At 68.0% G+C, this 22,182-nt stretch carries 22 protein-coding genes and 5 pseudogenes; 15 read left to right on the top strand and 12 right to left on the bottom strand.

Features of this window, described 5'->3' with window-relative positions:
- Positions 1-62: 62 nt before the first annotated feature.
- The 3 genes from C7T91_RS19125 to C7T91_RS19135 are packed head-to-tail and all read left to right on the top strand — an operon-like array spanning position 63 to position 3,723.
- Positions 63-761, top strand: coding sequence for a response regulator (locus tag C7T91_RS19125; RefSeq protein WP_108260609.1), 699 nt, complete (start codon positions 63-65; stop codon positions 759-761).
- Positions 758-1,936, top strand: a complete 1,179-nt coding sequence (locus C7T91_RS19130; RefSeq protein ID WP_108260610.1) for an FIST N-terminal domain-containing protein — start codon at positions 758-760, stop codon at positions 1,934-1,936. The genes C7T91_RS19125 and C7T91_RS19130 overlap by 4 nt, the downstream gene beginning before the upstream one ends.
- Entirely contained in the window at positions 1,933-3,723 is a 1,791-nt protein-coding gene (locus C7T91_RS19135) for a PAS-domain containing protein (protein ID WP_108260611.1), read from the top strand. Before C7T91_RS19130 ends, C7T91_RS19135 begins: the two co-directional genes overlap by 4 nt.
- Here C7T91_RS19135 and C7T91_RS36200 read toward each other — a convergent pair.
- Positions 3,633-4,532: pseudogene (locus C7T91_RS36200) on the bottom strand (aminotransferase class I/II-fold pyridoxal phosphate-dependent enzyme); the annotation flags it as partial. The gene C7T91_RS19135 and the pseudogene C7T91_RS36200 overlap by 91 nt on opposite strands.
- 177 nt (positions 4,533-4,709) lie before the next feature.
- Positions 4,710-5,024 (bottom strand): annotated as a pseudogene (locus tag C7T91_RS36205) (amidase family protein); the annotation flags it as partial.
- Between the two features lie 1,117 nt (positions 5,025-6,141).
- On the opposite strand from C7T91_RS36205, the gene mbhE reads away from it, so the two are divergent.
- The 4 genes and pseudogenes from mbhE to C7T91_RS19165 form a co-directional block, all read left to right on the top strand.
- The gene (gene mbhE, locus C7T91_RS19150) at positions 6,142-6,813 is read left to right on the top strand and encodes a hydrogen gas-evolving membrane-bound hydrogenase subunit E (protein ID WP_236638336.1); all 672 of its coding nucleotides are present in this window, start codon (positions 6,142-6,144) and stop codon (positions 6,811-6,813) included.
- Positions 6,810-7,223, top strand: a complete 414-nt coding sequence (locus C7T91_RS19155; protein WP_108260614.1) for a Na+/H+ antiporter subunit B — start codon at positions 6,810-6,812, stop codon at positions 7,221-7,223. Before mbhE ends, C7T91_RS19155 begins: the two co-directional genes overlap by 4 nt.
- Positions 7,223-7,723 carry a Na+/H+ antiporter subunit C gene (locus C7T91_RS19160; RefSeq protein WP_108260615.1) on the top strand — a complete coding sequence of 167 codons (501 nt, stop codon included), beginning with the start codon at positions 7,223-7,225 and terminating at the stop codon, positions 7,721-7,723. Before C7T91_RS19155 ends, C7T91_RS19160 begins: the two co-directional genes overlap by 1 nt.
- A 53-nt stretch (positions 7,724-7,776) precedes the next feature.
- A pseudogene (locus tag C7T91_RS19165) lies at positions 7,777-8,604 on the top strand (LLM class flavin-dependent oxidoreductase); the annotation flags it as partial.
- Here C7T91_RS19165 and C7T91_RS19170 read toward each other — a convergent pair.
- The 5 genes from C7T91_RS19170 to mnmD all read right to left on the bottom strand — a co-directional run bounded on the left by C7T91_RS19170 (position 8,523) and on the right by mnmD (position 12,203).
- Positions 8,523-9,509, bottom strand: coding sequence for a metal ABC transporter permease (locus C7T91_RS19170; protein WP_201742147.1), 987 nt, complete (start codon positions 9,507-9,509; stop codon positions 8,523-8,525). The pseudogene C7T91_RS19165 and the gene C7T91_RS19170 overlap by 82 nt on opposite strands.
- Complete coding sequence (locus C7T91_RS36210; protein ID WP_330848857.1) at positions 9,509-9,631, bottom strand: hypothetical protein; 123 nt, start codon at positions 9,629-9,631, stop codon at positions 9,509-9,511. Before C7T91_RS36210 ends, C7T91_RS19170 begins: the two co-directional genes overlap by 1 nt.
- On the bottom strand, positions 9,618-10,553 hold the full coding sequence (locus tag C7T91_RS19175) for a glycosyltransferase family 4 protein (RefSeq protein WP_201742148.1): 936 nt from the start codon (positions 10,551-10,553) through the stop codon (positions 9,618-9,620). The genes C7T91_RS36210 and C7T91_RS19175 overlap by 14 nt, the downstream gene beginning before the upstream one ends.
- A 97-nt stretch (positions 10,554-10,650) precedes the next feature.
- Complete coding sequence (locus tag C7T91_RS19180; protein WP_108260618.1) at positions 10,651-11,532, bottom strand: DMT family transporter; 882 nt, start codon at positions 11,530-11,532, stop codon at positions 10,651-10,653.
- Entirely contained in the window at positions 11,529-12,203 is a 675-nt protein-coding gene (gene mnmD / locus C7T91_RS19185) for a tRNA (5-methylaminomethyl-2-thiouridine)(34)-methyltransferase MnmD (protein WP_108260619.1), read from the bottom strand. The genes C7T91_RS19180 and mnmD overlap by 4 nt, the downstream gene beginning before the upstream one ends.
- A 48-nt stretch (positions 12,204-12,251) precedes the next feature.
- Between mnmD and C7T91_RS38565 the strand changes: the two are divergent.
- The 3 genes and pseudogenes from C7T91_RS38565 to C7T91_RS19195 all read left to right on the top strand — a co-directional run.
- A pseudogene (locus C7T91_RS38565) lies at positions 12,252-12,515 on the top strand (FAD-dependent oxidoreductase); the annotation flags it as partial.
- Positions 12,516-12,542: 27 nt separating this feature from the next.
- Entirely contained in the window at positions 12,543-13,031 is a 489-nt protein-coding gene (locus C7T91_RS38570) for an efflux RND transporter periplasmic adaptor subunit (protein ID WP_456237853.1), read from the top strand.
- Positions 13,032-13,042: 11 nt separating this feature from the next.
- A complete protein-coding gene (locus tag C7T91_RS19195; RefSeq protein WP_161556001.1) occupies positions 13,043-13,375 on the top strand; it encodes a DUF190 domain-containing protein in 333 nt (110 codons plus the stop codon).
- Positions 13,376-14,216: 841 nt separating this feature from the next.
- On the opposite strand, the gene C7T91_RS19205 is transcribed toward C7T91_RS19195, so the two are convergent.
- Positions 14,217-14,510, bottom strand: coding sequence for a hypothetical protein (locus C7T91_RS19205; RefSeq protein ID WP_108260623.1), 294 nt, complete (start codon positions 14,508-14,510; stop codon positions 14,217-14,219).
- On the opposite strand from C7T91_RS19205, the pseudogene C7T91_RS38575 reads away from it, so the two are divergent.
- Positions 14,488-16,544: pseudogene (locus tag C7T91_RS38575) on the top strand (penicillin-binding protein 1A); the annotation flags it as partial. The gene C7T91_RS19205 and the pseudogene C7T91_RS38575 sit on opposite strands and share 23 nt — an antisense overlap.
- Before the next feature lie 132 nt (positions 16,545-16,676).
- Positions 16,677-17,873 carry a chromate transporter gene (locus tag C7T91_RS36225; protein ID WP_108260624.1) on the top strand — a complete coding sequence of 399 codons (1,197 nt, stop codon included), beginning with the start codon at positions 16,677-16,679 and terminating at the stop codon, positions 17,871-17,873.
- Here C7T91_RS36225 and C7T91_RS19230 read toward each other — a convergent pair.
- The 3 genes from C7T91_RS19230 to C7T91_RS19240 are packed head-to-tail and all read right to left on the bottom strand — an operon-like array spanning position 17,804 to position 18,965.
- Positions 17,804-18,427: a hypothetical protein gene (locus tag C7T91_RS19230; RefSeq protein ID WP_108260625.1), complete on the bottom strand. Its 624-nt coding sequence runs from the start codon at positions 18,425-18,427 to the stop codon at positions 17,804-17,806. The genes C7T91_RS36225 and C7T91_RS19230 overlap by 70 nt on opposite strands.
- Positions 18,424-18,771, bottom strand: coding sequence for a hypothetical protein (locus C7T91_RS19235; protein ID WP_145962943.1), 348 nt, complete (start codon positions 18,769-18,771; stop codon positions 18,424-18,426). Before C7T91_RS19235 ends, C7T91_RS19230 begins: the two co-directional genes overlap by 4 nt.
- Positions 18,772-18,785: 14 nt before the next feature.
- Positions 18,786-18,965 (bottom strand): hypothetical protein, encoded by a 180-nt coding sequence (locus C7T91_RS19240; protein ID WP_108260627.1) that lies wholly within the window; start codon positions 18,963-18,965, stop codon positions 18,786-18,788.
- 193 nt (positions 18,966-19,158) lie between these two features.
- Here C7T91_RS19240 and C7T91_RS19245 point away from each other — a divergent pair, with 193 nt between their 5' ends.
- The 3 genes from C7T91_RS19245 to C7T91_RS19255 all read left to right on the top strand — a co-directional run bounded on the left by C7T91_RS19245 (position 19,159) and on the right by C7T91_RS19255 (position 21,850).
- Complete coding sequence (locus C7T91_RS19245; RefSeq protein ID WP_108260628.1) at positions 19,159-19,851, top strand: hypothetical protein; 693 nt, start codon at positions 19,159-19,161, stop codon at positions 19,849-19,851.
- Between the two features lie 974 nt (positions 19,852-20,825).
- Positions 20,826-21,212: a hypothetical protein gene (locus C7T91_RS31735; RefSeq protein ID WP_145962944.1), complete on the top strand. Its 387-nt coding sequence runs from the start codon at positions 20,826-20,828 to the stop codon at positions 21,210-21,212.
- 290 nt (positions 21,213-21,502) lie between these two features.
- Positions 21,503-21,850, top strand: a complete 348-nt coding sequence (locus tag C7T91_RS19255; RefSeq protein ID WP_145962945.1) for a hypothetical protein — start codon at positions 21,503-21,505, stop codon at positions 21,848-21,850.
- 25 nt (positions 21,851-21,875) lie between these two features.
- Here the strand turns inward: C7T91_RS19255 and C7T91_RS32750 are convergent, their stop codons facing one another.
- Positions 21,876-22,046: a hypothetical protein gene (locus tag C7T91_RS32750; protein ID WP_161556003.1), complete on the bottom strand. Its 171-nt coding sequence runs from the start codon at positions 22,044-22,046 to the stop codon at positions 21,876-21,878.
- Positions 22,047-22,182 lie beyond the last annotated feature (136 nt).

Here is a 22,182-nt window from a genome sequence, read left to right on the forward strand (position 1 = left end):
GTCTAGAGCGCCCATGAAAGCATCTTCTTGGTGCCCGGCAGCCGGCGGTGCTAGAAACGGGCATGACCAGTCCTCAGCCTTCCTCCTCCGCGCCGAAGCTGCGCACCGCCCTGATCGTGGACGACCATCCGCTGTTCTGCGATGCGCTGACCATGACGCTGCGGCTCTGCACCTCGATCACCGATATCCGCACCGCCGAACGGCTGTCGGCGGCGCTGGAGATGCTCGAAACCGGCGATCTGCCCGATGTGGTGGTGCTGGACCTGAACCTGCCGGACGTGCGCGGCCTCGACGGACTTGTGCGGATCTGCAAGGCGGCGAAGGACATCCCGGTGCTGATCGTGTCCTCGATGGCCGACAACCGGATGATCGCCTCGTCGCTGCGCGCCGGCGCCGCGGGCTTCGTGCCGAAGCACAGCCAGCGCGACGTGTTCCAGCGCGCCTTCGAGGCGCTGGCGAACGGCGAGCGCTTCACGCCGCCGGGCTACGTGCCGATCGAGCCGGACCAGAGCGATGCGGGCGAAGCTCCGCTGGAGCGGCTGTCGCTCCTGACCAAGCAGCAGGCGCGCATCCTCGAGCTGATCTGCGAGGGCAAGCTGAACAAGCAGATCGCCTATGACCTGTCGATCGCAGAGACCACGGTGAAGGCCCATGTCACCGCGATCATGCGCAAGCTCGGCGTCCAGAGCCGCACCCAGGCGGTGCTGATTGCGCAATCGGCGCGCTTCGCCCATGTGCTGCACCAGGGAGAGCCGCAATAGCCGCAGACACCGCAACCCTGGCAGGAAAGCTTGCCCGCGCGGCGCCGGTCCTTGCCTCGGCCAACACCCCCTGCGACGACCCGGACGCGCTGCGCACCCTGCGCGGCCGGCTGGGCCTGTCCGCGGGCGATTTCCTGGTGCTCTTCGCCTCGCCGCTGGCCGACGTGCCGCGGCTGGCCCGCGAGGCAGCCGAGGTCTTTCCCGGCATCACCGTGATCGGCTGCACCACGGCGGGCGAGATCACCGGGGCGGGCTATGCCTCGCGCGAGATCGTCGCGATCGGCTTCCCGCGCAGCCTGTTCGTCTGCGACACGATCTTGGTGCGCAACCTGCGCGAGGTCGACAACCACGACCTGAGCTACCGCGTGCTGCGCGCCCGCGCCGAGCTGGAGCGCCGCGAGCCCGGCTGGCAGACCGAATTCGCCTTCACCCTGATCGACGGGCTGTCCCTCGCCGAGGACATGCTGATGGGCGCGCTGGCGATGACCATGGGGCCGGTGCCGATCTTCGGCGGCTCGGCCGGGGACGATGTCGCCTTCACCCGCGCCTTCGTGCTGCACGAGGGCGAGCTGCTGACCGATGCGGCGGTGGTGACGCTGGTCAGGACCCGCTGCCGGGTCAAGGTCTTCACCCTCGACCATCTCAGCCCGACCGAGGCGCAGATGGTCGTCACCGGTGCCGATCCCGCCCGCCGCCTCGTCACCGAGATAAATGCGGAACCCGCGGGCCGCGAATATGCCCGCATCCTGCAGAAGGATCCGGCGCAGCTCGATTCCATGACCTTCGCCGCGCATCCGCTGCTGGTCCGGATCGGCGACACCCACCATGTCCGCTCGATCCAGCGGGTGAACGAGGACGGCCACCTGGTGTTCCATTCCGCCATCGCCGAGGGCGTGGTTCTGACCCTCGCCCGGCCCGAGCCGATCGTCGCGCATCTGGAACGCGAACTGGGGCGGCTCGCCGAAGGCGGCGCGCCCGCCTCGATCCTCGGCTTCGACTGCATGCTGCGCCGGATCGAGGCCGAGCAGACCCAGGAAGTCGGCGCGCTTTCCCGCGTGCTGGCCCGCCACGGCGTGGTCGGCTTCAACACCTATGGCGAACAGTTCCACGCCACCCATGTCAACCAGACGCTGACCGGGGCGGCCATCTACCCGCCCGAGACGGAAGACCAATGAGCCAATGGCTGATCGACCCCGCTGACAGCACCGAGCGCCAGCGCGACAAGCTCCTGAAGATCGCCGAAGTCCTGATGCGCCGCGTCGAGCAGGGATTTTCCGACCAGAATGCGGGCTATGCGCATTTCCAGCGCGCGGTGATGCTCGAGGAGCAGGTCCGCAACCGCACCCGCGACCTGGAACGCACGCTCGACCTGCTGAACCAGGCCAATGCCCAGCTGACCGACGCCACGATCCGCGCCCAGAAGGACCGCGCCAACCTGTCGAACGCCATCGAGGCGATCCAGGAGGGGTTCGCGCTCTTCGATGCCGAGGAACGGCTGGTGATGTGGAATTCGCGCTTCTGCCAGCACCTGCCCGACATCCAGGGCCGGATGGAGCCGGGGCTGCAGTTCAACGCCTATGTCGACATGGTCAGCGAAAGCCGCCACCTGGTGCTGCCGCCGGACGTCACGGTGCGCGAATGGCGCGACCAGCGCAAGGACAAGCACCGCGAGGATTACGTCGTCTTCAACGTCCGCCTGATCTGGGACCGCTGGCTGCAGGTCAGCGAGCAGCGCACGCCCGACGGCTTCACGGTGATGATCCATACCGACATCACCGACATCATCCGGCTGGAGCGCCGCGAGCGCGAACGGATGCTCGACGATCAGGCGCGGCTGATCCGGGCGACGCTGGACCATGTCAACCAGGGCGTCTGCATCTTCGACGCCGACCACCACCTGATCGGCTGGAACCAGCGGCTGAGTTCGCTCCTGGCGATCCCGGCCGGACGGCTGTCGGTCGGCGCGCGCTTCGGGCGGCTGCTCGACATGATCGGCGAGCGGGTGCAGTTCGCCGGCGCGGCCAATGCCGACACGCTGCGCGACTGGGTGGCCCGCGACACCGAGCGCCCCGCCCTCTCCTTCGAGATCCAGCGCGGCCAGCGGATCATCCTCGACGTCTTCGCCGAGGAGACCCCCGACCGCGGCTTCGTGATCAGCTTCACCGACGTGACCTCGGAACGCGAGGCGATCCGCGCCATGGTGCAGGCCAACGAGACGCTGGAGCAGCGCGTGGCCGAGCGGACGCTCGACCTGGAACACGCGCTCGCCGATGCCGAGCGCGCCAATTCCTCGAAATCCCGCTTCGTCGCCGCGGCGAGCCATGACCTGCTGCAGCCCTTGTCGGCGGCCAAGCTGTTCCTCAGCTCGCTGGAGGAAGGCGGCGCCACGCCGGCCCAGCAGCGCGAGACCCTGCAGCGGACCCGCAACGCGCTGGTCAGCGTCGAGACCATCCTGGCCTCGCTGCTCGACATCTCGCGGCTCGACGCCGGGCTTGCGGCGGTCGATCCGGCGCCGGTGCCGCTCGGGCTGGTGCTCGGCACGCTGGCCGACGAGTTCGAGCCGATGGCCCGCGCCAAGGGGCTGGATCTGACCATCGTGCCCTGCACGGCGACGGTGACCTCGGACCAGATCTACCTGCGCCGCATCCTGCAGAACCTGATCGCCAACGCGGTGCGCTACACGCCGAAGGGCCGCATCCTGGTCGGCGCCCGCCGCGCGGGCGACGCGGTCCGGGTCGAGGTCTGGGATACCGGCGTCGGCATCGCGCCCGAGGACCAGCAATCGGTCTTCGGCGAATTCCACCGCGGCAGCGAGGCCGCGGAGCTGTCCGAAGGCGTCGGGCTCGGCCTCGCCATCGTCGAGCGCGCCTGCGCGCTTCTGGGCCATACCGTGGCGCTCAGTTCGGAACCGGGCCGCGGCAGCGTGTTTTCCGTGACCTTCGCCAGCGGCGCCCCGCCATAGGCGCGCAGCTGGCGGATGCGGCGGATGTTTTCCGGCCCGGAGGTCACGCAGCCCGAGCGCAGCCCCGGCAGGTTCGAGCGCTTGGACAGCGAATGGACCGCCAGGACACGTTCCGGATCGGCGCCCGTCGCGGCGGCCGCGGCAAGGATGCCGGGCGGCGGCGCGCCGCGGTAGATCTCGGAATAGCATTCATCGGCGACGATCTTGAAATCGTGCTTCTCGGCCAGCGCCAGGAGCCCGCGCCAGTAATCCTCGCCCGCCACCGCGCCCTGCGGGTTCGAGGGCGAACAGATGTAGCACAGCGTCACCCGGTCGAGCACGTCCGCAGGCAGCGCCGCATAATCGGGCAGATGGCCGGTCTCGCGGGTCGCCGGGATCATCATCGGCTCGGCCCCGACCGAAATCGCCGCCACGGCATAGGCCTGGTAGAACGGGTTCGGCATCAGGAAGACCGGCTTCTGCCCGTTCTTCGCCTCCGGCGCGATCGCCATGGCGATGTTGTAGAGACCCTCGCGGCTTCCGTTCAGCGCCATGATCTGGGTCGCGCCGTCAACGGCCACGCCGTAGCGCCGCTCCACCCAGTCCGCGATCGCCGACAGGAGCGCGGGCGAGCCGTCATTGGCCGGATAGTTGCCGAAGCCCGCGGCATTTTCCGCGATGATCGCGCTCACCCAGTCCGGGAATGCATGTTTCGGCTCGCCGATCGACATCGACAAGGGCGCCCCGCCGGGCTGGTGATGGTCGAGAAGAGCCCGCAGACGCGGAAAAGCGTAAGCGGGCAGATCGGAGAACCGGTCTGGATACTGCATCTTTGCCTCAGCTTTCCGGGATCTGGCGTCCCGGTATCTGGCAGGGACGATACCGGAAGCCCCCCCTTGCGTCCAGCCCGCGACCGACCGCGGACCGGGCTTCGCGCAAGATTTCGGCATGAAGGCGAATGGTTAACCCAGACTGACGAAAGGTCAAGCCAGTTGCGGAAAACCGCGTCAGCCGAGCGCCGCCTCCGCCGCCTGGCCAAGCCTGAGCAGCCGCTCCTCGCGTCCGGGAGCTGCCATCAGCATCAGCCCGCAGCAATCGGTGCCGGTCGGCAGCGTCAGCGCGCAGAGCCCCATCAGGTTGCCGATCCGGGTGTTGCGCAGCGCCAGCAGGTTCTCGGTACGGAAATAATCGGCATCGCTTTCCAGCCGCGCGGCATCCGGCGGCAGGATCGGCGCCGTCGGCAGCAGCACCGCGTCGAAGCCTGCGGTCGCCTCCAGATAGGCGGCGCGCAGCCGGTCGAGCGCCTGCCAGCCCGCGACGAAGGCCTCCGCCGTCACGCCCCTGTGCCGCGGATCAGCCGCTTCCCGGCGCGGGACGGCGCTCTTTGCCTGCGCAGTGCCGCTGCCGCGGAGGCCGCGCCTGCGCCTTGTCCCATGCGCGGGCAGGCATCCCCTGAAACAGCTGACGCACGCCAGCTTCCTGCCCGAGATCGCTGAACGGAAGCGCTGAACGGGCGCCCGGTTCAATCGCTGGATCAACCGGGCGCCCCGCCGCTTCGGCACCGCCCCAATGGTCTGCTGGTGCGGGGACAGTCCGGATGACTGCCGACCGAGCCATGGACGATGTGTCGGACCCGGTCGCATGGCGCCGGGAGTCCGCTCAATGCTGCCCGCCCCTCCAGAGCCGCCCGCTCCAGGTCCGGCAGCCCCTCGGCTCCGATCCGCGCGCGGGACCGGTCGGTCCGAAACAAGGCTGCCACGAAGAGCGGTTTGACCGTTTTCATGCCCGCTCACCGGACCGGCCCGATCTCCCCGCGATGGCGGAGCTTCCCGGCGGGGCATCCGAGCGACAGGCGCATTTCAACCCCCTCGGGAAGGGGCAGTGACCTCCATGCCGGACCGGCGATGAGGCGGGCAGCCTCTTCGGAGGGCCCTTGCGCCGGGACAATCCGGACAGGATCGGGAGGCCCGGCTGGCGACGGACGCAGGGAGCGGGACCGATCCCCGCGGGCGGGGCAACACGGCCGGAGCAGTGCTCCGGAAATGCGGGAGAAGCAGAAGCGGGCATGATGGCGATCGGAGAAATCGGCATTGGGGGCATCCGCACTCACGATGAGCTTCGGACCGGCCCGGTCTCCTGATCCTGCCCCCATGTCGGCCCAAGGAGACCAAACCAGCGGAAAGGCCAGCCATATGGACGCCTCCGGCCGGATCCTGCCGGCAGAGGCGGGAGCCGTCCGAGACCGGGGCTGCCCGGACATGATGCCCACGTCTGCCGCAGGCCAAGTTCGGCCGGGCATGCGGTGCATGGCCGACGGCGCTGCCGTCCGTCCCGCGGCCGGCTTCCCTGCAGAACATGCCGATTTTCGCCAGTCCCAGGCCGAAGATCGGCAAAGCGTCCGGTCCAGGTCGCCAGCGCGCTCCCGGTTTCGGCGCGGGAATGGCGGCCACCCGGCCCCGGCCTCCGGATCCGAGCCTGCCCGGCAGCTCCTGTCCGGGCCGCAGAGCCTGCCAGCCGGGACATCCGTGCTCCTCGCAGCTGCCGCCGTCCTTCGGCGCCCGCGGCCTGCCGCTGCCCGCGCCCAATCTCGAGGGGCTGGGCTGGGAGCTGCCGACCATCGCCGCGCTGCTGGTCGCCGGGGCCGCCGTCGCCGTCTTCACCGGCTCGCGCATGACCGCGATTGCCGGGCTCGGCGTGACCGGCATCGCCATGTCGCTGATCTTCCTGGTGTTCAGCGCGCCTGACGTGGCGATCACCCAGCTTCTGGTCGAGACGCTCGTCGTGGTCATGGTGGCGCTTGCCATGCTGCGCCTGCCGGAGCTGGGGCATCTGGGCTTCCATGCCGGGCGCGCCGTGATCGCCCTGGCGCTGGGGGGCGCAGTGACGCTGATCCTGCTCGGCGTGCTGTCGCAGCCCTTCGATCCGCGGCTGACCGCGTATTTCAACGCCGCGAGCTATCCGGAGGCGCATGGCCGCAACATCGTCAATGTCATCCTGGTGGATTTCCGTGCCATCGACACTTTCGGCGAAATCGCCGTGGTGACCATCGCGGCGCTGTCGGCCTTCGCCCTGCTGCGCGCGGGCCGGACCGGGAAAGGAGAGGACAGGTGAATTCGATCATCCTCAAGGCCGGGTCGCGCTATCTCGTGGGGCTGCTTCTGGTGTTTTCCGTCTACATGCTGCTGCGCGGCCACAACGAGCCCGGAGGCGGCTTCATCGGCGGGCTCTGCGGCGCGACCGGCTTCATTCTCTACGGCATTGCCTTCGGCACGGCGGATGCGCGCGCCGCGCTCAGGCTGAAGCCCCAGACCATCGCCATTGCCGGGCTCGGCCTCGCGCTCCTTGCCGGGCTCGGCGCCGGGCTGGCGGGCGAGGCCTTCCTGACCGGGCTCTGGCTCTTCGTCGGCGGCGCCGAGGACGGGCTGCCGCTCTCCAGCGTGCTGGTCTTCGACATCGGCGTCTATCTCGTGGTCTTCGGCGCCATCCTGACCATGGTCTTCGAACTCGAGGAGGCCCTCTGATGGAAACCCTTTTCGCGGTCTGCACCGGGCTTCTCGCGGCGATGTCCGCCTATCTGATGATGAGCGGCCAGCTGATGCGCTTCATCCTCGGCCTGCTGATCCTGTCGAACGCGGCCAATCTGGCGATCTTCGTCTCGGGGCGGCTGACGCTGGGCGCACCGCCGCTGATCGCCCCGGACGCCTATGCGCCGCCCGAGGGCGTGGCCAATGCGCTGCCGCAGGCGCTGGTGCTGACCGCCATCGTGATCGGCTTCGGCCTCTTCGCCTTCGCCATCGTGCTGGCGCTGCGCGCCTGGAGCACGCTGGGCACGCTCGACGGCGACCGGATGCGGGTCGCCGAACCCGAGACGCAGGCGGCCGCCCGCGGGCAGGCGTCCCGCGGCGATCTCGCGGGCCAGCGTCTCCGCGATCTGCAGGTAGAGCGGCAGCGCCGCCCCGGTTCCGCCCTGCGCCTCCGCCACTCCCGGACCTCCGCCGCTGCCGAATTGATGCACCATTGATCTACATCATCGCCGCTGCTACGCAAGCACCCGACGCCACCGGGGAGGAAACGATGACCGTCGTGCCCGTCACATCCGCCGATCCCGACGCGGCCGAGCTGTCCTGGTTCGCAGCGCTCTGCTCGGACGACCACCGCTTCCTCGGCGTGCCGGACGGCGATCTGCGCTCCTCCTGGGCGCATTGCTCGCAGATCGTGAAGACCGCCGAGGCGCAGGGCTTCGGCAACATCCTCTGCCCGTCCTCGTACCAGGTCGGCCAGGACACGCTCTCCTTCGTGGCCGGCTGCGCGCCGATCACCTCGAAGATCGCCCTTCTGGCGGCGATCCGCTGCGGCGAGATGCAGCCTGTCATGCTGGCGCGCACCGTCGCCACGCTCGACCACATGCTGGAGGGGCGGCTGACGCTCAACGTCATCTCCTCGGATTTCCCGGGCGAGACCGCCGACAGCCGCCATCGCTACCAGCGCTCGCGCGAGGTGGTGCAGATCCTCAAGCAGGCCTGGACCCGCGGCGAGATCGACCACGAGGGCGAGATCTACCAGTTCCGCGGCCTCTCCGCCGATCCGGCCAAGCCCTACCAGACCGGCGGGCCGCTGCTCTATTTCGGCGGCTATTCCCGCGAGGCGCTGGAGCTCTGCGGCGAACATTGCGATGTCTACCTGATGTGGCCCGAGCGCGAGGCGGAGCTCGCCGCGCGGATGCGGGCGGTCCACGAGGAGGCCGCGCGCCACGGCCGGACGCTGGATTACGGGCTGCGCGTCCATGTCATCGTCCGCGACACCGAGGCTGAGGCGAAGGACTATGCCCGGCATCTCGTCTCGAAGCTCGACGACGCCGCGGGCGCGGCGATCCGCGGCCGCGCGCTCGATGCCCGCTCGCTGGTCCGCTTGCGGGCGGGGGCGAAGAGCGCGGCAGCGGCCAGCAGCATGCCTGAGACCGTGGCGATCATGCCCGCCGCGCTGACCGCATCGGTCCCGCCCAGCCAGAGCGGCCCGTAGCCCGCCAGCACATAGCCCAGCACGGCAGACAGGACCGCGAAGACCACCGACCAGGCAACCTGCAGCTCGAGCCGGTCGGTCATCAGCCGCGCCGCGCCGGGCGGACAGATGAACATGGCGATCACGATGATCGAGCCGACCGCGTCGAAGGCGGCGACCGCAGCCAGCGCCGAGAGCACCACCAGCCCCAGCCCGACCGCGCGCACCGGCACGCCGACTTCGGCGGCAAAACCCTCGTCGAAGGTCGCGATCTTCAGCGGCCGCCAGAAGATGCGGATCGCCGCCGCGATCAGCAGGGTGACCACGGCCAGCCGCCCCAGCTCGGGCGGCAGCCCGGCCAGCGCCGCCGGATCGAGCAGCGAGTGCCAGCCCATGCCGTCGAGCCAGATCAGCGACTCGAGATTGCCCATCAGCGCATGCTCCACGTCGAGATGGACCTGCGAGGTGTCGGTCCGTTCCAGCACCAGCACGCCGAGCGCGAACATAGTGGTGAAGGTGACGCCCATCGCCGCGCCGGGCTCGATCCGGCCGAGACGGCGGATCGCCTCGATCGTCGCCACCGCCGCCAGCGCCGCCACCCCGGCGCCCAGCATCATCGGCAGGGTCGCGACCTGCCCGGTGACGAGAAAGGCCAGCACGATGCCCGGCAGCACGACATGGCTGATCGCATCGCCGATCAGCGCCTGGCGCCTGAGCAGCAGGAAATTTCCGGGCAGCGCGCAGGCGATCGCGGCGAGGCTGCCGATCACGATCGGCGCCAGGCTCAGCATGACGAATTCGCCGCCCATCAGGCCACTCCCTTCGGTCCGCCGATCCGCGCGTCCAGATCGGCGATCTGGTCGGGGGTCAGCATGGTCTCGATCCCGGTCAGCCCGTCGTAGCGCTGCGACACCGCCTCATGGGCCGGCATGGCACGCGCCTCGGCCCAGCGGCGCTCGTCGCGCAGCGCCTTGGCCGGGGGCCGGGATGCCGAGGAGCCCGGCCAGGCGGGAGATGCCGGGGCGGAAGTCATACTGGCTGCGGACGGTTTCTGCCGCGCGGGTGCCGAGTTCGCGGCGCAGGCCGGGGTCGCGGATCAGCCGCGCGATGGCCGCCGACATGGCCTCGGAGTCCTCCGGCGGCACCAGCAGTCCGTTGCCGCCGTCGTCGATGAATTCGGGGATCGCCGTGAAGCGGGTCGCGACGCAGGCCATGCCCTGGCTTGCCGCTTCGACGAGCACGTTCGGCAGACCGTCGCGGTCGCCGTCCGAATGCGCGCGGCTGCCCATCACGAAAATGTCGGAGCGGCGGTAGAGCGCCAGGATGGCGGTCTGGTCAAGCGGGCCGAGCCAGCGAACGCGGTCACCGAGGCCAAGCCGCGCGGCATGCTTCTTCAGCCGGTCGAGACCGGCGCCGCCGCCGGCATGCTCGAAGGTCCAGTCCAGTTCCGGCGGGAGCTGTGCCAGCGCCGACAGGATCGTGTCGAAGCCCTTCTTCGGCACGGCGCGGCCGATGGCGAGGATCCGCACCGGACCGCCGCCGTCGCGCACGGCCGGGGCGGCGGGCGGGAAGCGCTCGAGGTCGAGCCCGTGATAGAGCAGATGGACGGCCGCGCCGGGGGCAAGCGCGGCCAGATGGTCCCGCCCCGAGCGCGTGCAGGTCACCGTCCAGCGGGCATCGCCGAGCTTCTCGCGCAGGTCCCAGTCCGGCGAGGTCCAGATGTCCTTGGCATGGGCCGAGATCGACAGCGGCAGGCCGCGGATCATCGCGGCGTAGCGCGCCACCGAGGTCGGGGTATGGGCGAAATGGGAATAGATCCACTCGGCGCTCTCCGGCACCTCCGCCGCCAGCACCAGCGCCTGGCCGAAGCACCGGACCCGCGTGGCCGTGCGGTCGCGGCGCAGGTCGCGCAGGAACTGGCCGAGCGCGCGCGCTGCCCGGAAGCCGGGCTCAGAGGCGGCGGGGCAGGGCGGCGCGCTGGCGTTCGCGCCACCAGGTGAAGATGCCCGCGGCGACCACGATGCCCGCCCCCAGCACCTGCCGCGCCACCAGCGGGTCGGCGAAGAACACGATGCCGACGATCGAGGCGAAGAGCAGGTGGAAATAGGCGAAGGGCTGGATCGCGCTGGCTTCGGCCACCTCGTAGCAGCGGATATAGAGCCAGTGGCCGAGGATCGCGGTGACGCAGAGCACCGCCATCACCGCCCAGCCCTGCGCATCCATCGGCTCCCAGAACCAGAGCCCGACCGGCGTCATCACGACGGCGCCGGTGATGCCGGTCCAGAAGAAGCTGGTATCGGTGTTGTCCTGGCGCGCCACGTAGCGGTTCATCACCCCGTAGAGCGCGAAGAGGAAGGCCGAGCCGAGCGGCATCAGCGCCAGCGGGCCGAACATCTCGCTGCCCGGGCCGATGATGACGAGGATGCCGCACATGCCGACCGCGACCGCGGTCCAGCGCCGCCAGCCGATCTTCTCGCCGAGGATCGGTCCCGACAGCGCGGTGACCAGGAGCGGTCCGGCGGAGAAGAGCGCGGTATGCGTGACGAGGCCGACGAGGGTAAAGCTGGCGATGGCGAGGCAGATTTCCGAGCTGAGCACCACGCTGCGCAGGATCTGCAGCCCCGGCTGTTTCGTGCGGGCGACGGCGCGGATGCCGCCCGGCTGCCGCGCGGCACGGGCCAGCACGAAGGCGGCATGCGCCCAGTAGCGGATCATCACGATCATCAGCACGCTGTACTGGCTCGCCAAGAGCCGCGAGAACCCGTCCTGCGTCGAGAAGACGAAGCAGGCGGCGATCATGATCATGATGCCGAGCGCGGTGTTCTGGTTCATGCGAGGGTTCCGACCGTCATGTGCCGCTTGCGGCCGAAGCCGGGGATGCGCTCGACCGCGAAACCGGCCTCGCCGAGCGCGGCGCGGACCGCGCCTGCCGCCGTGTAGGTGGCGAAGCTGCCGCCCGGGGCGGTGTGGCGGGCGACCTCCGAGAGCAGCGCCGGTTCCCAGAGCTCGGGGTTCTTCGCGGGGGCGAAGCCGTCGAGGAACCAGGCATCGGCCTGTCCCTGCCAGGCGGGCAGGGTCTGGCGCGCATCGCCGAGGATCAGTTCCACCTCGACCTCGCCCATGGTCCAGACGCGCATGTCCTGCTCGCGCGCGGCGATCATCGGCGCGGCCAGCGCGGCGGCCTCGGGAAAATGCGCCAGCGCCTGCACCATGTCGTCTGCGGACATCGGGAAGAGCTCGAAGCTGGTGAAGCGGACGGGACCCGCGGGCTTGGCTTCGGCGGCCATCGCCACGAAGGCCAGCAGGTTCAGCCCGGTGCCGAAGCCGAGCTCGGCGACCTGGAATCCGGGGCGGAGCCGCGCGGGCAGGCCGTTGCCGGCAAGGAAGACATGGGCGGTCTCGTCCCAGCCGCTGTCGAGGGAGTAATACGGGTCGTCGAAACGTCGCGAGACCGGGACGGCGCCGTCGCGCCAGGTGATCTCCGCCTGCTGGTGATCGCTCATCTTATGTCCTAAGGGTCGGCCCGGCAGAAATCGCGGGAGGTGCCATCCATGTCCGGAATCGACGTCACGGTCCGCGGGGCCGGGATCTTCGGCTTGTCCATCGCCTATGCCTGCGCGCGCCGTGGCGCAAGGGTGCGCGTGATCGACCCCGGCGGGATCGGCGCGGGCAGCTCGGGGGGCATCGTCGGCGCACTGGCCCCGCATGTGCCGGAGCGCTGGAACCCGAAGAAGGCCTTCCAGTTCGAGAGCCTGCGCATGGCGCCGGAATTCTGGGCGGGCGTGGCCGAGGCCGGCGGCCGCGATCCGGGCTACCTCGAGGCCGCGCAGGGCCAGCTCGACATCTATTCCGCACAGCGGCACGCGGCCGGGGCCGCCGTGCAGCAGGCGGAGGCGGCGCTCGGAACGGCCGAACTGGCGCTGGAGCATGCCTCGATCATGGCGCCGGTATCCGGCACGGTCGGCCGCCAGAGCCTGCGCGTCGGCGATTACGTGACGGTGGGTTCGACGGCGATGGCGATCGTGCCGCTCGGGCAGATCTACGTGACCGCGAATTTCCGCGAGACCCAGCTGGCACGGGTCGCGCCCGGGCAGCCGGTGACGCTGACCGTCGACGCGATCCCGCGCCGGATCTTCACCGGCCATGTCGACAGCCTCGGCGCGGCCAGCAATGTCAGCTACAGCGCCATCGCCCCGGCCAATGCGACCGGCAACTTCACCAAGGTCGTGCAGCGCCTGCCGGTGCGCATTGCGATCGATCCCGGCCAGCCGGGAATGGACCGGATGCGGGTCGGCATGTCCGCCGTGCCCGAAATCGACACGCGGCGCTGAGGAGCAGGATGATGGACGGCATCGAAGCAAGGGAAACCGAAGGCGAGCTGCTGACCTTCTGGACCCAGCAGGACCGGATGCATGGGCACGAACCGCTCGGACAGTGGCTCTTCGGCGAGATCGCGCGGCAGGGGATCGGCGGCGCGACGCTGTCGGGAGGGCTGATCGGGCGCGGCCATGACGGCGAAACCCATGCGGTGACGCTGATGGACGTGGCAGGCCAGCCGCTGCAGATTTCGGTCGTGGCGGCGCGCGCCGATATCGACCGGCTGCTCGCGGCGCTCTCCGGCCAGGGTCTCGCGCTGTTCTACAGCCGCGTTCCCGCGCGCTTCGGCATGGTGTGAGCCGACGGCGGGGCGCCGCCATCACCTGCCCTCCAATGCGGCGGGATGTCCCCTGCCGGAGGGCCGGCATGGAGCGCGGCGGCCTCCGCCATCGCTCCTCAGGGCGCAGCCGAGGCCGCGATCCGCCGATCTCCCGCCGAGCGCGAAGACATCGCCGAACCTGCGGCCGGCGTCCCGGATGACCTCGGAGGCGGCGTCCCCGGTGCGGCCGACGGCGCGGTTGAGCCCGTTGGTCAGCCGGTCGGGCTTGCCGGGCCTGATCCTCTCCCGCCTGACGGGATTGGCGGCGACCTTGATGCGGAGCTTCCCGGCCACGTCGCGGCGTCCCTCGACGGATTGCAGCCAGCGGCCGCTGCCGGATTCCGGGATGCCCCTGCACATGGACGAGCACCATGCCGGTGACGGCCATTGCAGCAGGGCACAGGATTCACATGGCGTATTGCAGCAAGAACTCGGCCGAAGCCGCTTTTCGTGGTCGCCAACCCATTGTTCTCATGATGCGACGGGACGCTGGACAGGCCGGAAACGCGATTTGGCTGCCGAACCCGGGAGACTTGCGCCCCGCGGTCTCTGCCCCCGAGACATAAAGATAGGGGCAACCGTTGATGACGCTCTGCAAGACAGGACGCGCAACCCGGCATTCCGGGATTGCCGCAGGCATCGCAAATGGAGTCGCAAGCCGAAAACGAGCCGCTGAGATTGGCCATCGCAACCCCGGAGGCAGGCCAGGAAAATGTGCCTGACCTTCACCGCAAGGGCGCGATGCCCGGCGCACCGCTTGGCCGCCGGGCGTGATCCGGAGCCGATGACCTGGCTCAGGCGGCTGGACCGCCAGCGCGGATCAGTAGATGCCGCCCGCCGAGATCGTGCCGAAGCTCGACGGCTTGGGGATCGTCTTGCGCTCGCCGGTGGAGGTCAGGACCTCGTCGCTGCTCCTCGACAGCGCCTCGTCGCGCGAATACATCGGCAGGCCCGAGCCCATGGCGAAGCCGCCGTCGATCGCCGAGGCCATGCCGAAGATCGGCTCGATGCCGTCGCGGAAGTATTCCGCCACCACGCCCGGACCGGAGGCATCGGCCGAGAGCCGCGCGCCGGTGACCCGGTCGATATAGGCCTTCATCTCGGCCGAGGACAAGAATTTCTACCACCACAAGGGCTATGATCCGCTGGGCATGGTCAAGGCAGCGGTGGATGCGGCGCGCGGCGCGCGGCNTGCGCGGCGCCTCGACGATCACCCAGCAGGTGATGAAGAACTTCCTGCTCAGCTCCGACCGCTCGGCCGAGCGCAAGATCAAGGAACTGATCCTTGCCGCCCGGCTCGAGGAGACGATGTCGAAGGACAAGATCCTCGAACTCTATCTCAACGAGATCTACCTGGGCCAGAACAGCTACGGCGTCGCCGCCGCGGCGCAGACCTATTTCAACAAGAAGCTCTCGGATCTGACCCCGGCCGAGGTCGGCTATCTCGCGGCGCTGCCTCAGCGGCCTTCGACGCTGCACCCGGTGCGCGACCATGACGACGCGGTGGGGCGGCGCAACTACGTGCTGCGCGAGATGCGGGAGAACCGCTACATCACCGACGCGGAATACGAGACGGCGGTGGCCTCGCCGCTCCTGACCGTGCAGAACGGGGACATCCCCGGGTTCCGCCAGTCGTTGCCGCCGCGCGGCTATTTCACCGACGAGGTGCGCCGCCAGCTCAGCCGCGATTTCGGCGAAAGCCAGTTCTTCACCGGCGGCCTGTCGGTGCGCTCGACGCTCGATCCGCAGATGCAGGGCGCGGCAGAGGAGGCGCTGCGCCACGGGCTGGAGAAATACGACCGGGGCTTCGGCATCTGGCGCGGCACCGAGGCGACCATCGATGCCGACAAGCTCGGCGACGAGGCCGCCTGGCGCCAGGCGCTGTTCGAGGTCCGCAACGAGGACGCGCCGCGCGACATCGNGCGGGTGGAAGCCCGCCGTCGTGCTGTCGGTCTCGGGCAGCGAGGCGCAGATCGGCATCGAGGGCGAAACCCGCGATCCGGAAACCCAGGNTGATCACCGCCGCCGACGTGTCCTGGATCCGCAAGGCCAAGGTGCCGGGCGACGTGCTCTCTCCCGGCGATGTCGTGCTGGTGCAGAAGGAAGGCGACGGCTGGTCGCTGCGCCAGGTGCCGCTGCTGCAGGGCGCCTTCATGGCGATGGACGTCAACACCGGCCGCGTCCTGGCGATGCAGGGCGGCTTCTCCTACCAGGATTCGGTCTTCAACCGTGCCACCCAGGCGACGCGGCAGCCGGGCTCGTCCTTCAAGCCCTTCGTCTATGCCGCTGCGCTCGATTCGGGCTACACGCCGGCGACCATCGTGGTCGACGCGCCGATCGAATTCCCCAATGGCGACGGCAGCATGTGGCGGCCGCAGAACGCCTCGAACAAGTATTACGGCCCGACGCCGCTCAGGACCGGCATCGAGCGGTCGCGCAACGTGATGACCGTGCGTCTCGCCAACGAGGTCGGCATGCCGGTGATCGCGCAATATGCCGAACGCTTCGGCGTCTACGACAACATGGCGACCCATCTGGCGAACGCGCTCGGCTCCGAGGAGACCACGCTGTTCCGCATGGTCTCGGCCTATGCGATGTTTGCCAATGGCGGCGAGCGGGTCCAGCCGAGCCTCGTCGACCGCGTGCAGGACCGCTTCGGCCGCACGACCTACCGCCATGACGACCGCGACTGCATCGATTGCGGCCTGGCCTATGTGCCGCCCGGCACCGCGCCGCGCATCGTCAGCCACCGCGAGCAGATCATGGACCCGATCACCGCCTACCAGCTGACCTCGATGATGCGCGGCGTGGTGGAGCGGGGCACGGCGTCGCGCTATNGTCGACCTGCCCGTGCCGATCGCGGGCAAGACCGGCACGACCAACGATGCCAAGGATGTCTGGTTCGTCGGCTTCTCCTCGAACATCGTGGCGGGCTGCTTCATGGGCTACGACAACCCGCGCTCGATCCCGCACGGCTCCGGCGGCGGCNATGTGCGGCCCGGTCTTCAACGAGTTCATGAAGGAAGCCGTCAAGAAATACGGCGGCGGTCCGTTCCGCGTGCCGCCGGGCGGCCATTTCATCAGCTTCGCTCCCGAGATCGAGGCGAAGCTCGAAGAGGCCGGGATCGACCCGACCGCGCGCGCCGAGACCGTGTCGCTGGAAGGCTTCTGCGCGCTGGCACGGGCGCTCGACAAACGCTGAGCCCGCGTCGCTCTGCCCCCTGTGCCGGACCGGCCCCTGCAGACTAAGGCGGGGCAGCGGCTGGCAGGGGGCAGGCAGATGGCACAGTACCGGGACCTTTTCGCCGCCTTCTGGCGGATCGGGCTGCACTCCTTCGGCGGCCCGGCCGCGCAGATCGCGGTGATGCATCGCGAGCTGGTCGAGGAGCGCGGCTGGCTGAGCGAGGCGCAGTTCCTGTCTTCCCTGAGCTTCTGCATGCTGCTGCCCGGCCCGGAGGCGATGCAGCTCGCGACCTATGCGGGCTGGCGGCTGAAGGGCTGGCGCGGCGGACTGATCGGCGGCGGGCTCTTCGTGCTGCCCGGCGCCGCCGTCATGGCCGCATTGGCGCTGGCCTATCTGGCCTGGGGACAGCTGCCGCTGGTCGATGCGATGTTCGCGGGCATCCAGGCGGCGGTGGTCGCGATCGTCGTGCAGGCTTTCTGGCGGCTGGCGAAGAAAGCGCTGACCACCCCCGGGCGGCGGGCGCTGGCAGCGCTGTCCTTCCTCGGCATCTACGCCTTCGGCCTGCCCTTCCCTCTGATCGTTCTGGCCGCCGGGATCATAGGCGCAGCCGCGGCGCCCGGCGAGGCCCGCCCCGCCCCCTCGGTGACCGTCGCGCACCACCTTGCGCAGCTCCGGCGCCCAGCCATCGCGCACCGCGCCGCGGCCCAGCTCGCTTGCAAAGACCGCCCGCATCAGCGGCGAGGCGCTGTCGCGCGGCGGATCGTACTCGGCGGCCCGGTTCAGGATCTTGTTGACCTTCCAGAACTGGTCCTGGTTGCGGCCGCCGGGATTGGCGGAGATTTCCTCGGCCAGCGCCGCCATCTTCAGCTCGTCCATGTAGGCGAGCTTGCGGCAGAGCTCCTTCAGCCCCTCTTCGAAACCCGCCACCGTGGCCCCCGAGGGCCGTTCCAGCCCGCGCCGCACCAGCGGATCGATCAGCACCGCCCTGACCCGCTTCTCGCCCGCTTCCTGTTCCTGCCGTTCCATGCCTGTCCCGTCCTTCTCTCAGCCTGCCCGGTTATCCACAGGCGCGCCCGTCCGGTTTCCGCCGCGCCTGCCAATGTCTTTCTCTTCTCGTTTCTTCTCTTCTCCTCTCAGCCGCGAGGATTTCGGAAAAAACGAAAACTGCCGGAAACCTTCCAAAGAATTTTCCATTTCTTCCGGCGGAAGATTTGCGGAGGATTTCACCACCGCTGCGACAGCTCAGCGAGCGCCTCCTGGACGCGCTTCAGCGTGGCGCTGCCGCCCGGATAGGCCCCGTCGATCCAGTCGCTGATCTCGTTGATCCGCTCCTCGCTCGCAGCGACACGCGCGCCGCCCGGCACTTTTTGCGCTAAGTGCGCGGCAATTGTCCCGAGCCGCTTGCGCATCCGGTCATCGGCATTTTTCGCCGCGTTGCGCCGTTTCGAGTCCAGCGCCTCGAGGAGCAGCTCCGTCACGACCGGATGCGCCAGCCGTATCTCGCCATTGTCGCAGCGCACCCGGTGCCAGTTGTAGATCGGCGAGACCTCGCGCCCGTTCAGCTCGCGCCATTTCGCGCCCGAAATCCGCAAGAGGAAAGCCAGCCCGTCATCGTCGCAGGGCAGCGTTCCCACCGGCGTTTCATCCTGGCACAGGTCGAAGAGCTCGCGGCCGTAGAACCCGACCTCGGGGTCCTTGTAGGCCTTCTTGCGGAAGTCGCTGCCGCGCCACCGCTTGAGGTTCCACATGACGAAGAAATGGCTGTCGAGCCGCTCCCTGTGGCCGATCTGGTAAAGCGGCAGGTCGTCGACTGCCGTCGGCACCGCGCTCAGCGTCCGTGCGCTCATGGCCTGTCCCCCCCTGTCTGCAAAGCCTCTGCCACCGACTGCGGCGCGCGGCCGAGCGCTGCAGCGATCTCATCGAGGCGCGCGCCGCCGCCTTGCATCTCGGCCGCCAGCCGCCGCTCCTCCCCGGTCCAGAGCCCAGCGGCCGGCAGATCCGCCGTCGCGCGGTCCTCGGCCAGCAGGGCGGCTTCTGGCAGCGTGACGGAAATCCCGATCCTGGGGCCGTCGCAGGCGAGCTCCACCACAAGGCCGAGATGCTCGAGCGAGGCCACCGCGACCTCGACCAGACCGAGCGCCGTCGAGGCCAGCCGGACATCGGATCCGACCGACATCACCGAGGCTTTCACATCTCCAAGCGCCATCAAAGCAGCACCATGCCGAGCCAGGCGGTCCAGTCGAGATCGCTGGCGATCATGCCGAGCCAGGCCAGAATCGCCAGGAAGCCGGTGAAGGCTGCGGCCACCAGCAAGCCCAGCAGCGGGCTGCCGCCGCTCGAGGTCTGCCCCATATGGCCGAGGGTGTCGTCGTCATGCCGCTGCATGGGCGCCTCCCGTCGAAGTCGACTTCGCGCGCCCCAAGCCGAAAAGCGGCAGCGCGTGAAAAAGGCCATGCAACCAAGCAAAATTGCGTTGCCAACGGATCACATATGAAATTGCATTTCGCGAATGCCTCGACTTTTCGTTGCGTAAGGTGTCCAAATGGACGCGTGGGGAATTAAAACGGGGTATTTCGCAATGGATACCGGCCTGGCTTTTGCGCTCGGCGCCTCGGCGTTTGCTGGCGCAGTGCTGATAGCGAACGCGATTGGATATGCTTGGGAATACGGAAGGGGACGACGACCACCGGACCGTCCCGCCACCGCCGCTCTGGCCGAGTTCGTCAAGAACCGGCACGCGGAACAGCAACGCAAGGCAGCGGAGACGCAGGAGACCGGGTACCGTCAAAAACTGCTGCTGCCTCTCGACGGGACCGCGCCGACACAAAATGGCCCGCAGGCCGAACAGATTGAAATTCCTGTCCCGCTCAACTGCCCGGAAGGCAACTGGTGCAGCTGGAATCTGGAAAGCGATCTGGTGCGCATCACGAGAACCGGGGAATTCGCCAAGGAAATCGGGAATCTTGCCCGGCTTCTGTCCGAGACATTCAGACCAGGCCGCGACTTCATAGAAATCTGCCTCCACCGCGAAAGGTACGGGGGGGAAAGAGCCATCGGCGTAAAAGCGGCCGTCCGGACCCAGGGCGATGCCCGGACCTTCAAGCTCGGCTATCTCGATCCGAATGCCGTTGCCTGGGTGAGCGGGAAATTCGACAACGAGATGCCGATCGCGGCCCAGCTCGTGCGCATGAGCCGCGAGGGCAAGCGCTACACGATGAAGGTTGCATGCCTCATGCCCCCGAAGACGGAGCGGGCGCAGTACGAGCTCTGATGCAAACACTCCGCGCGGCCCAAACAACCGCGCGGAGCGGAGTTGCGTGCCCCCTTGCCGGCGGCCCTGCTTCTGCTGTCGAGCAAAAGATGCATTTTGGATATTTCTAATGGACTCCGGAATATGAAACGTGGTCTGAAAGAAGCATCCAAAAACACCGGGTACCCGGCAGAGCTCTCCCCAAACTGCCCATGCCGGGCTGCGCTGCGGTCTCACCACGTGGCCGCAGCGCAATTTCCCGGCGAGTCTGCAACCGAACACCTGGAAGACGGAGCGGCATAAAACGGCACGCATGCATTCGCCGCTGCCATATCCCTTGAGAAACTTAAACGCCCCGCGCGGCCCAACCAACCGCACGGGGCGGAGCTGCGGCCCCTCGCGGAGACCGCGCTGCTCAACCGGAGCGTAGCGGACATGTCGCGTTCTGCAACTGGATTTTGGAATGTTTCGGCCGCTACTGAGGCATCTGCGTGCATCAAGCTGGCATCGGCAACCTGCCCCTAACGGGCGGCAGTTCCCTTCCCGATACGCCGGATTGTGCCATGGCCCTTTATCCAGCTCGCAACGCAGCTTCGGAAAGCTTCCGGATTTCCCGACTCGGCCCGGTTCAGAGGCGGGCATAGCCTTCTCGGGTTCGGCGCTTGAGCTGTTGTCGGACATTCCCAATGTCCAGATCGAGGACCAGCCGTGAGAGTTCGCAAGCATGTCACTGAGGCCCGGCATCAAATTTCACCATTTTTGGGAAAGAAATGCTCAGCAGTAAGTGGCAAACACTGTTCTCTGGCATGTGCCATCAATCTTGCCGCACAATCAGACGGGACAAGACCGTCGGTGCCCCCGCGCACTCTGGGATATGTCCACCGCCGGACACGATTTTCAGACCGACCGGTAACTCGGGCAACTGCAGCCAAGCCACCGCAGAGGTCAATAATGGTCGATGCAGGTTCCATGTCGCCAAAATTGCGATAATCGCAATGATTGTCAACGAGCATAATTGCGATTTTCGCGCCTATGATCTTCCTGCGTTTTTCGCAAGAAACTGCGCCATGGATCGCATTGACGGACAGTGGATACAAGATCGCCTAACTGGCGAAAGGGGCGAGCGGACAAGGCTTGCCAACCATCTTGGCATATCGCTGGACAAACTTAGCAAAACGCTCAAGGGCGAGAGACGCATTCAAGAGAACGAGTTCCCGCTCCTTCTTAAATGGTTCAACGTACGCCTTGAGAACGATAAGGCCGCGCCTGACCAGGATCTTCAAGAGATACTGCGCGAAGCACGTGAGCTGAATGAAGAAGGCAGGCAAGTCTTGCGCGAGCACCTGCGGTTGATCCTCGGCGCCCCAGAGTATCGGCGCTAACACCAATAGCAACCTTGAGAGATTTCAGTTCTCTCGCTGACAGCTTGCGCAACGATTCCTCGATATCTTGCACGTCCCACCCTCCAAAGTTGCGATAATCGCTATTTTGTCCTTGACTAGTATTTGCGTTTTTCGCAAATTATGACGCAGTACAGGAGGACAAACATGCAATCCACCGAAATATGTTCTTGCAACGTTCCTATTGCAATTAATGCCAAGAACGCAACTATTTTGGGCAAATCTCTAACACCAAGGCGTGCGCGCATCATCTGCGCTCGAAAGTCCTGACCATGCTCTCCCAAGCAACGACCGCCCTATCGCAAGAGGAGCGGACCTTTGCCCTGCGCCGCGCGCGCATGATCCTGCGCAGCGACCATCCGCAGCCGATCAGGGACGCCGCGATCAGCACGATCTGGGACCATGATCCCCGCGCAACCCGCTCCAGCTATGCCTTCCACCTGCGCACGGCCCGCGACGCGCGGCAACCGGTCCGGACCCGCGCCGCCTCGCTCGACTGGCTCGCCGCCCATACCGCCAGCGGCGACCAGGTCGGCCAGTCCAGCTCGAGCCCGGACATCACATGGCCCGCCAGCCCGTCCATCCCCTTCCGGAAATCCACCGGTTCGGTCGCCAGGTAGATTTTCAGCCCGTTCAGCGGCAGCATCATGCCGCCCTCAGGGCGCGGATGAATTTGGACAGCGTTCCCTCGTCCAGATCCGTCGGCACCTCCATGCGGAGGTCGCCGATCGAAATGGCGATGGTGCAAGCCGGTGCGCAGGCTTTCTCGGCCTCGCGCGCTGCGCCCGGCGCGGGCGCCCGGTCATCCTCGACCACGACCTCGGCAAATCCCGCTGCCGGGCTCCGGGCCTGGGCGCGCCTCGGGCGGTTTTCCTTGTTGAAGGTTTTTCGATGCGTCGGTGACCGGCCGGGGTTCCCGGCGGTCCGTTGATCCGCGTTGGAAAAGTTCACA

Source organism: Mangrovicoccus ximenensis (assembly GCF_003056725.1).
In the GTDB taxonomy this organism is placed as follows: domain Bacteria; phylum Pseudomonadota; class Alphaproteobacteria; order Rhodobacterales; family Rhodobacteraceae; genus Mangrovicoccus; species Mangrovicoccus ximenensis.

What these genes read in the sequence shown, in the direction of transcription:
- C7T91_RS19125 (WP_108260609.1), top strand. Translation starts at nt 63, where the DNA reads ATGACCAGTCCTCAGCCTTCCTCCTCCGCGCCGAAGCTGCGCACCGCC.
- C7T91_RS19135 (WP_108260611.1), top strand. Translation starts at nt 1,933, where the DNA reads ATGAGCCAATGGCTGATCGACCCCGCTGACAGCACCGAGCGCCAGCGC.
- mbhE (WP_236638336.1), top strand. Translation starts at nt 6,142, where the DNA reads ATGGCGGCCACCCGGCCCCGGCCTCCGGATCCGAGCCTGCCCGGCAGC.
- C7T91_RS19160 (WP_108260615.1), top strand. Translation starts at nt 7,223, where the DNA reads ATGGAAACCCTTTTCGCGGTCTGCACCGGGCTTCTCGCGGCGATGTCC.
- C7T91_RS19170 (WP_201742147.1), bottom strand. Translation starts at nt 9,509, where the DNA reads ATGGGCGGCGAATTCGTCATGCTGAGCCTGGCGCCGATCGTGATCGGC.
- C7T91_RS36210 (WP_330848857.1), bottom strand. Translation starts at nt 9,631, where the DNA reads ATGCCGGCCCATGAGGCGGTGTCGCAGCGCTACGACGGGCTGACCGGG.
- C7T91_RS19180 (WP_108260618.1), bottom strand. Translation starts at nt 11,532, where the DNA reads ATGAACCAGAACACCGCGCTCGGCATCATGATCATGATCGCCGCCTGC.
- mnmD (WP_108260619.1), bottom strand. Translation starts at nt 12,203, where the DNA reads ATGAGCGATCACCAGCAGGCGGAGATCACCTGGCGCGACGGCGCCGTC.
- C7T91_RS19195 (WP_161556001.1), top strand. Translation starts at nt 13,043, where the DNA reads ATGGACGGCATCGAAGCAAGGGAAACCGAAGGCGAGCTGCTGACCTTC.
- C7T91_RS36225 (WP_108260624.1), top strand. Translation starts at nt 16,677, where the DNA reads ATGGCACAGTACCGGGACCTTTTCGCCGCCTTCTGGCGGATCGGGCTG.
- C7T91_RS19230 (WP_108260625.1), bottom strand. Translation starts at nt 18,427, where the DNA reads ATGAGCGCACGGACGCTGAGCGCGGTGCCGACGGCAGTCGACGACCTG.
- C7T91_RS19240 (WP_108260627.1), bottom strand. Translation starts at nt 18,965, where the DNA reads ATGCAGCGGCATGACGACGACACCCTCGGCCATATGGGGCAGACCTCG.
- C7T91_RS19245 (WP_108260628.1), top strand. Translation starts at nt 19,159, where the DNA reads ATGGATACCGGCCTGGCTTTTGCGCTCGGCGCCTCGGCGTTTGCTGGC.
- C7T91_RS31735 (WP_145962944.1), top strand. Translation starts at nt 20,826, where the DNA reads ATGATTGTCAACGAGCATAATTGCGATTTTCGCGCCTATGATCTTCCT.
- C7T91_RS19255 (WP_145962945.1), top strand. Translation starts at nt 21,503, where the DNA reads ATGCTCTCCCAAGCAACGACCGCCCTATCGCAAGAGGAGCGGACCTTT.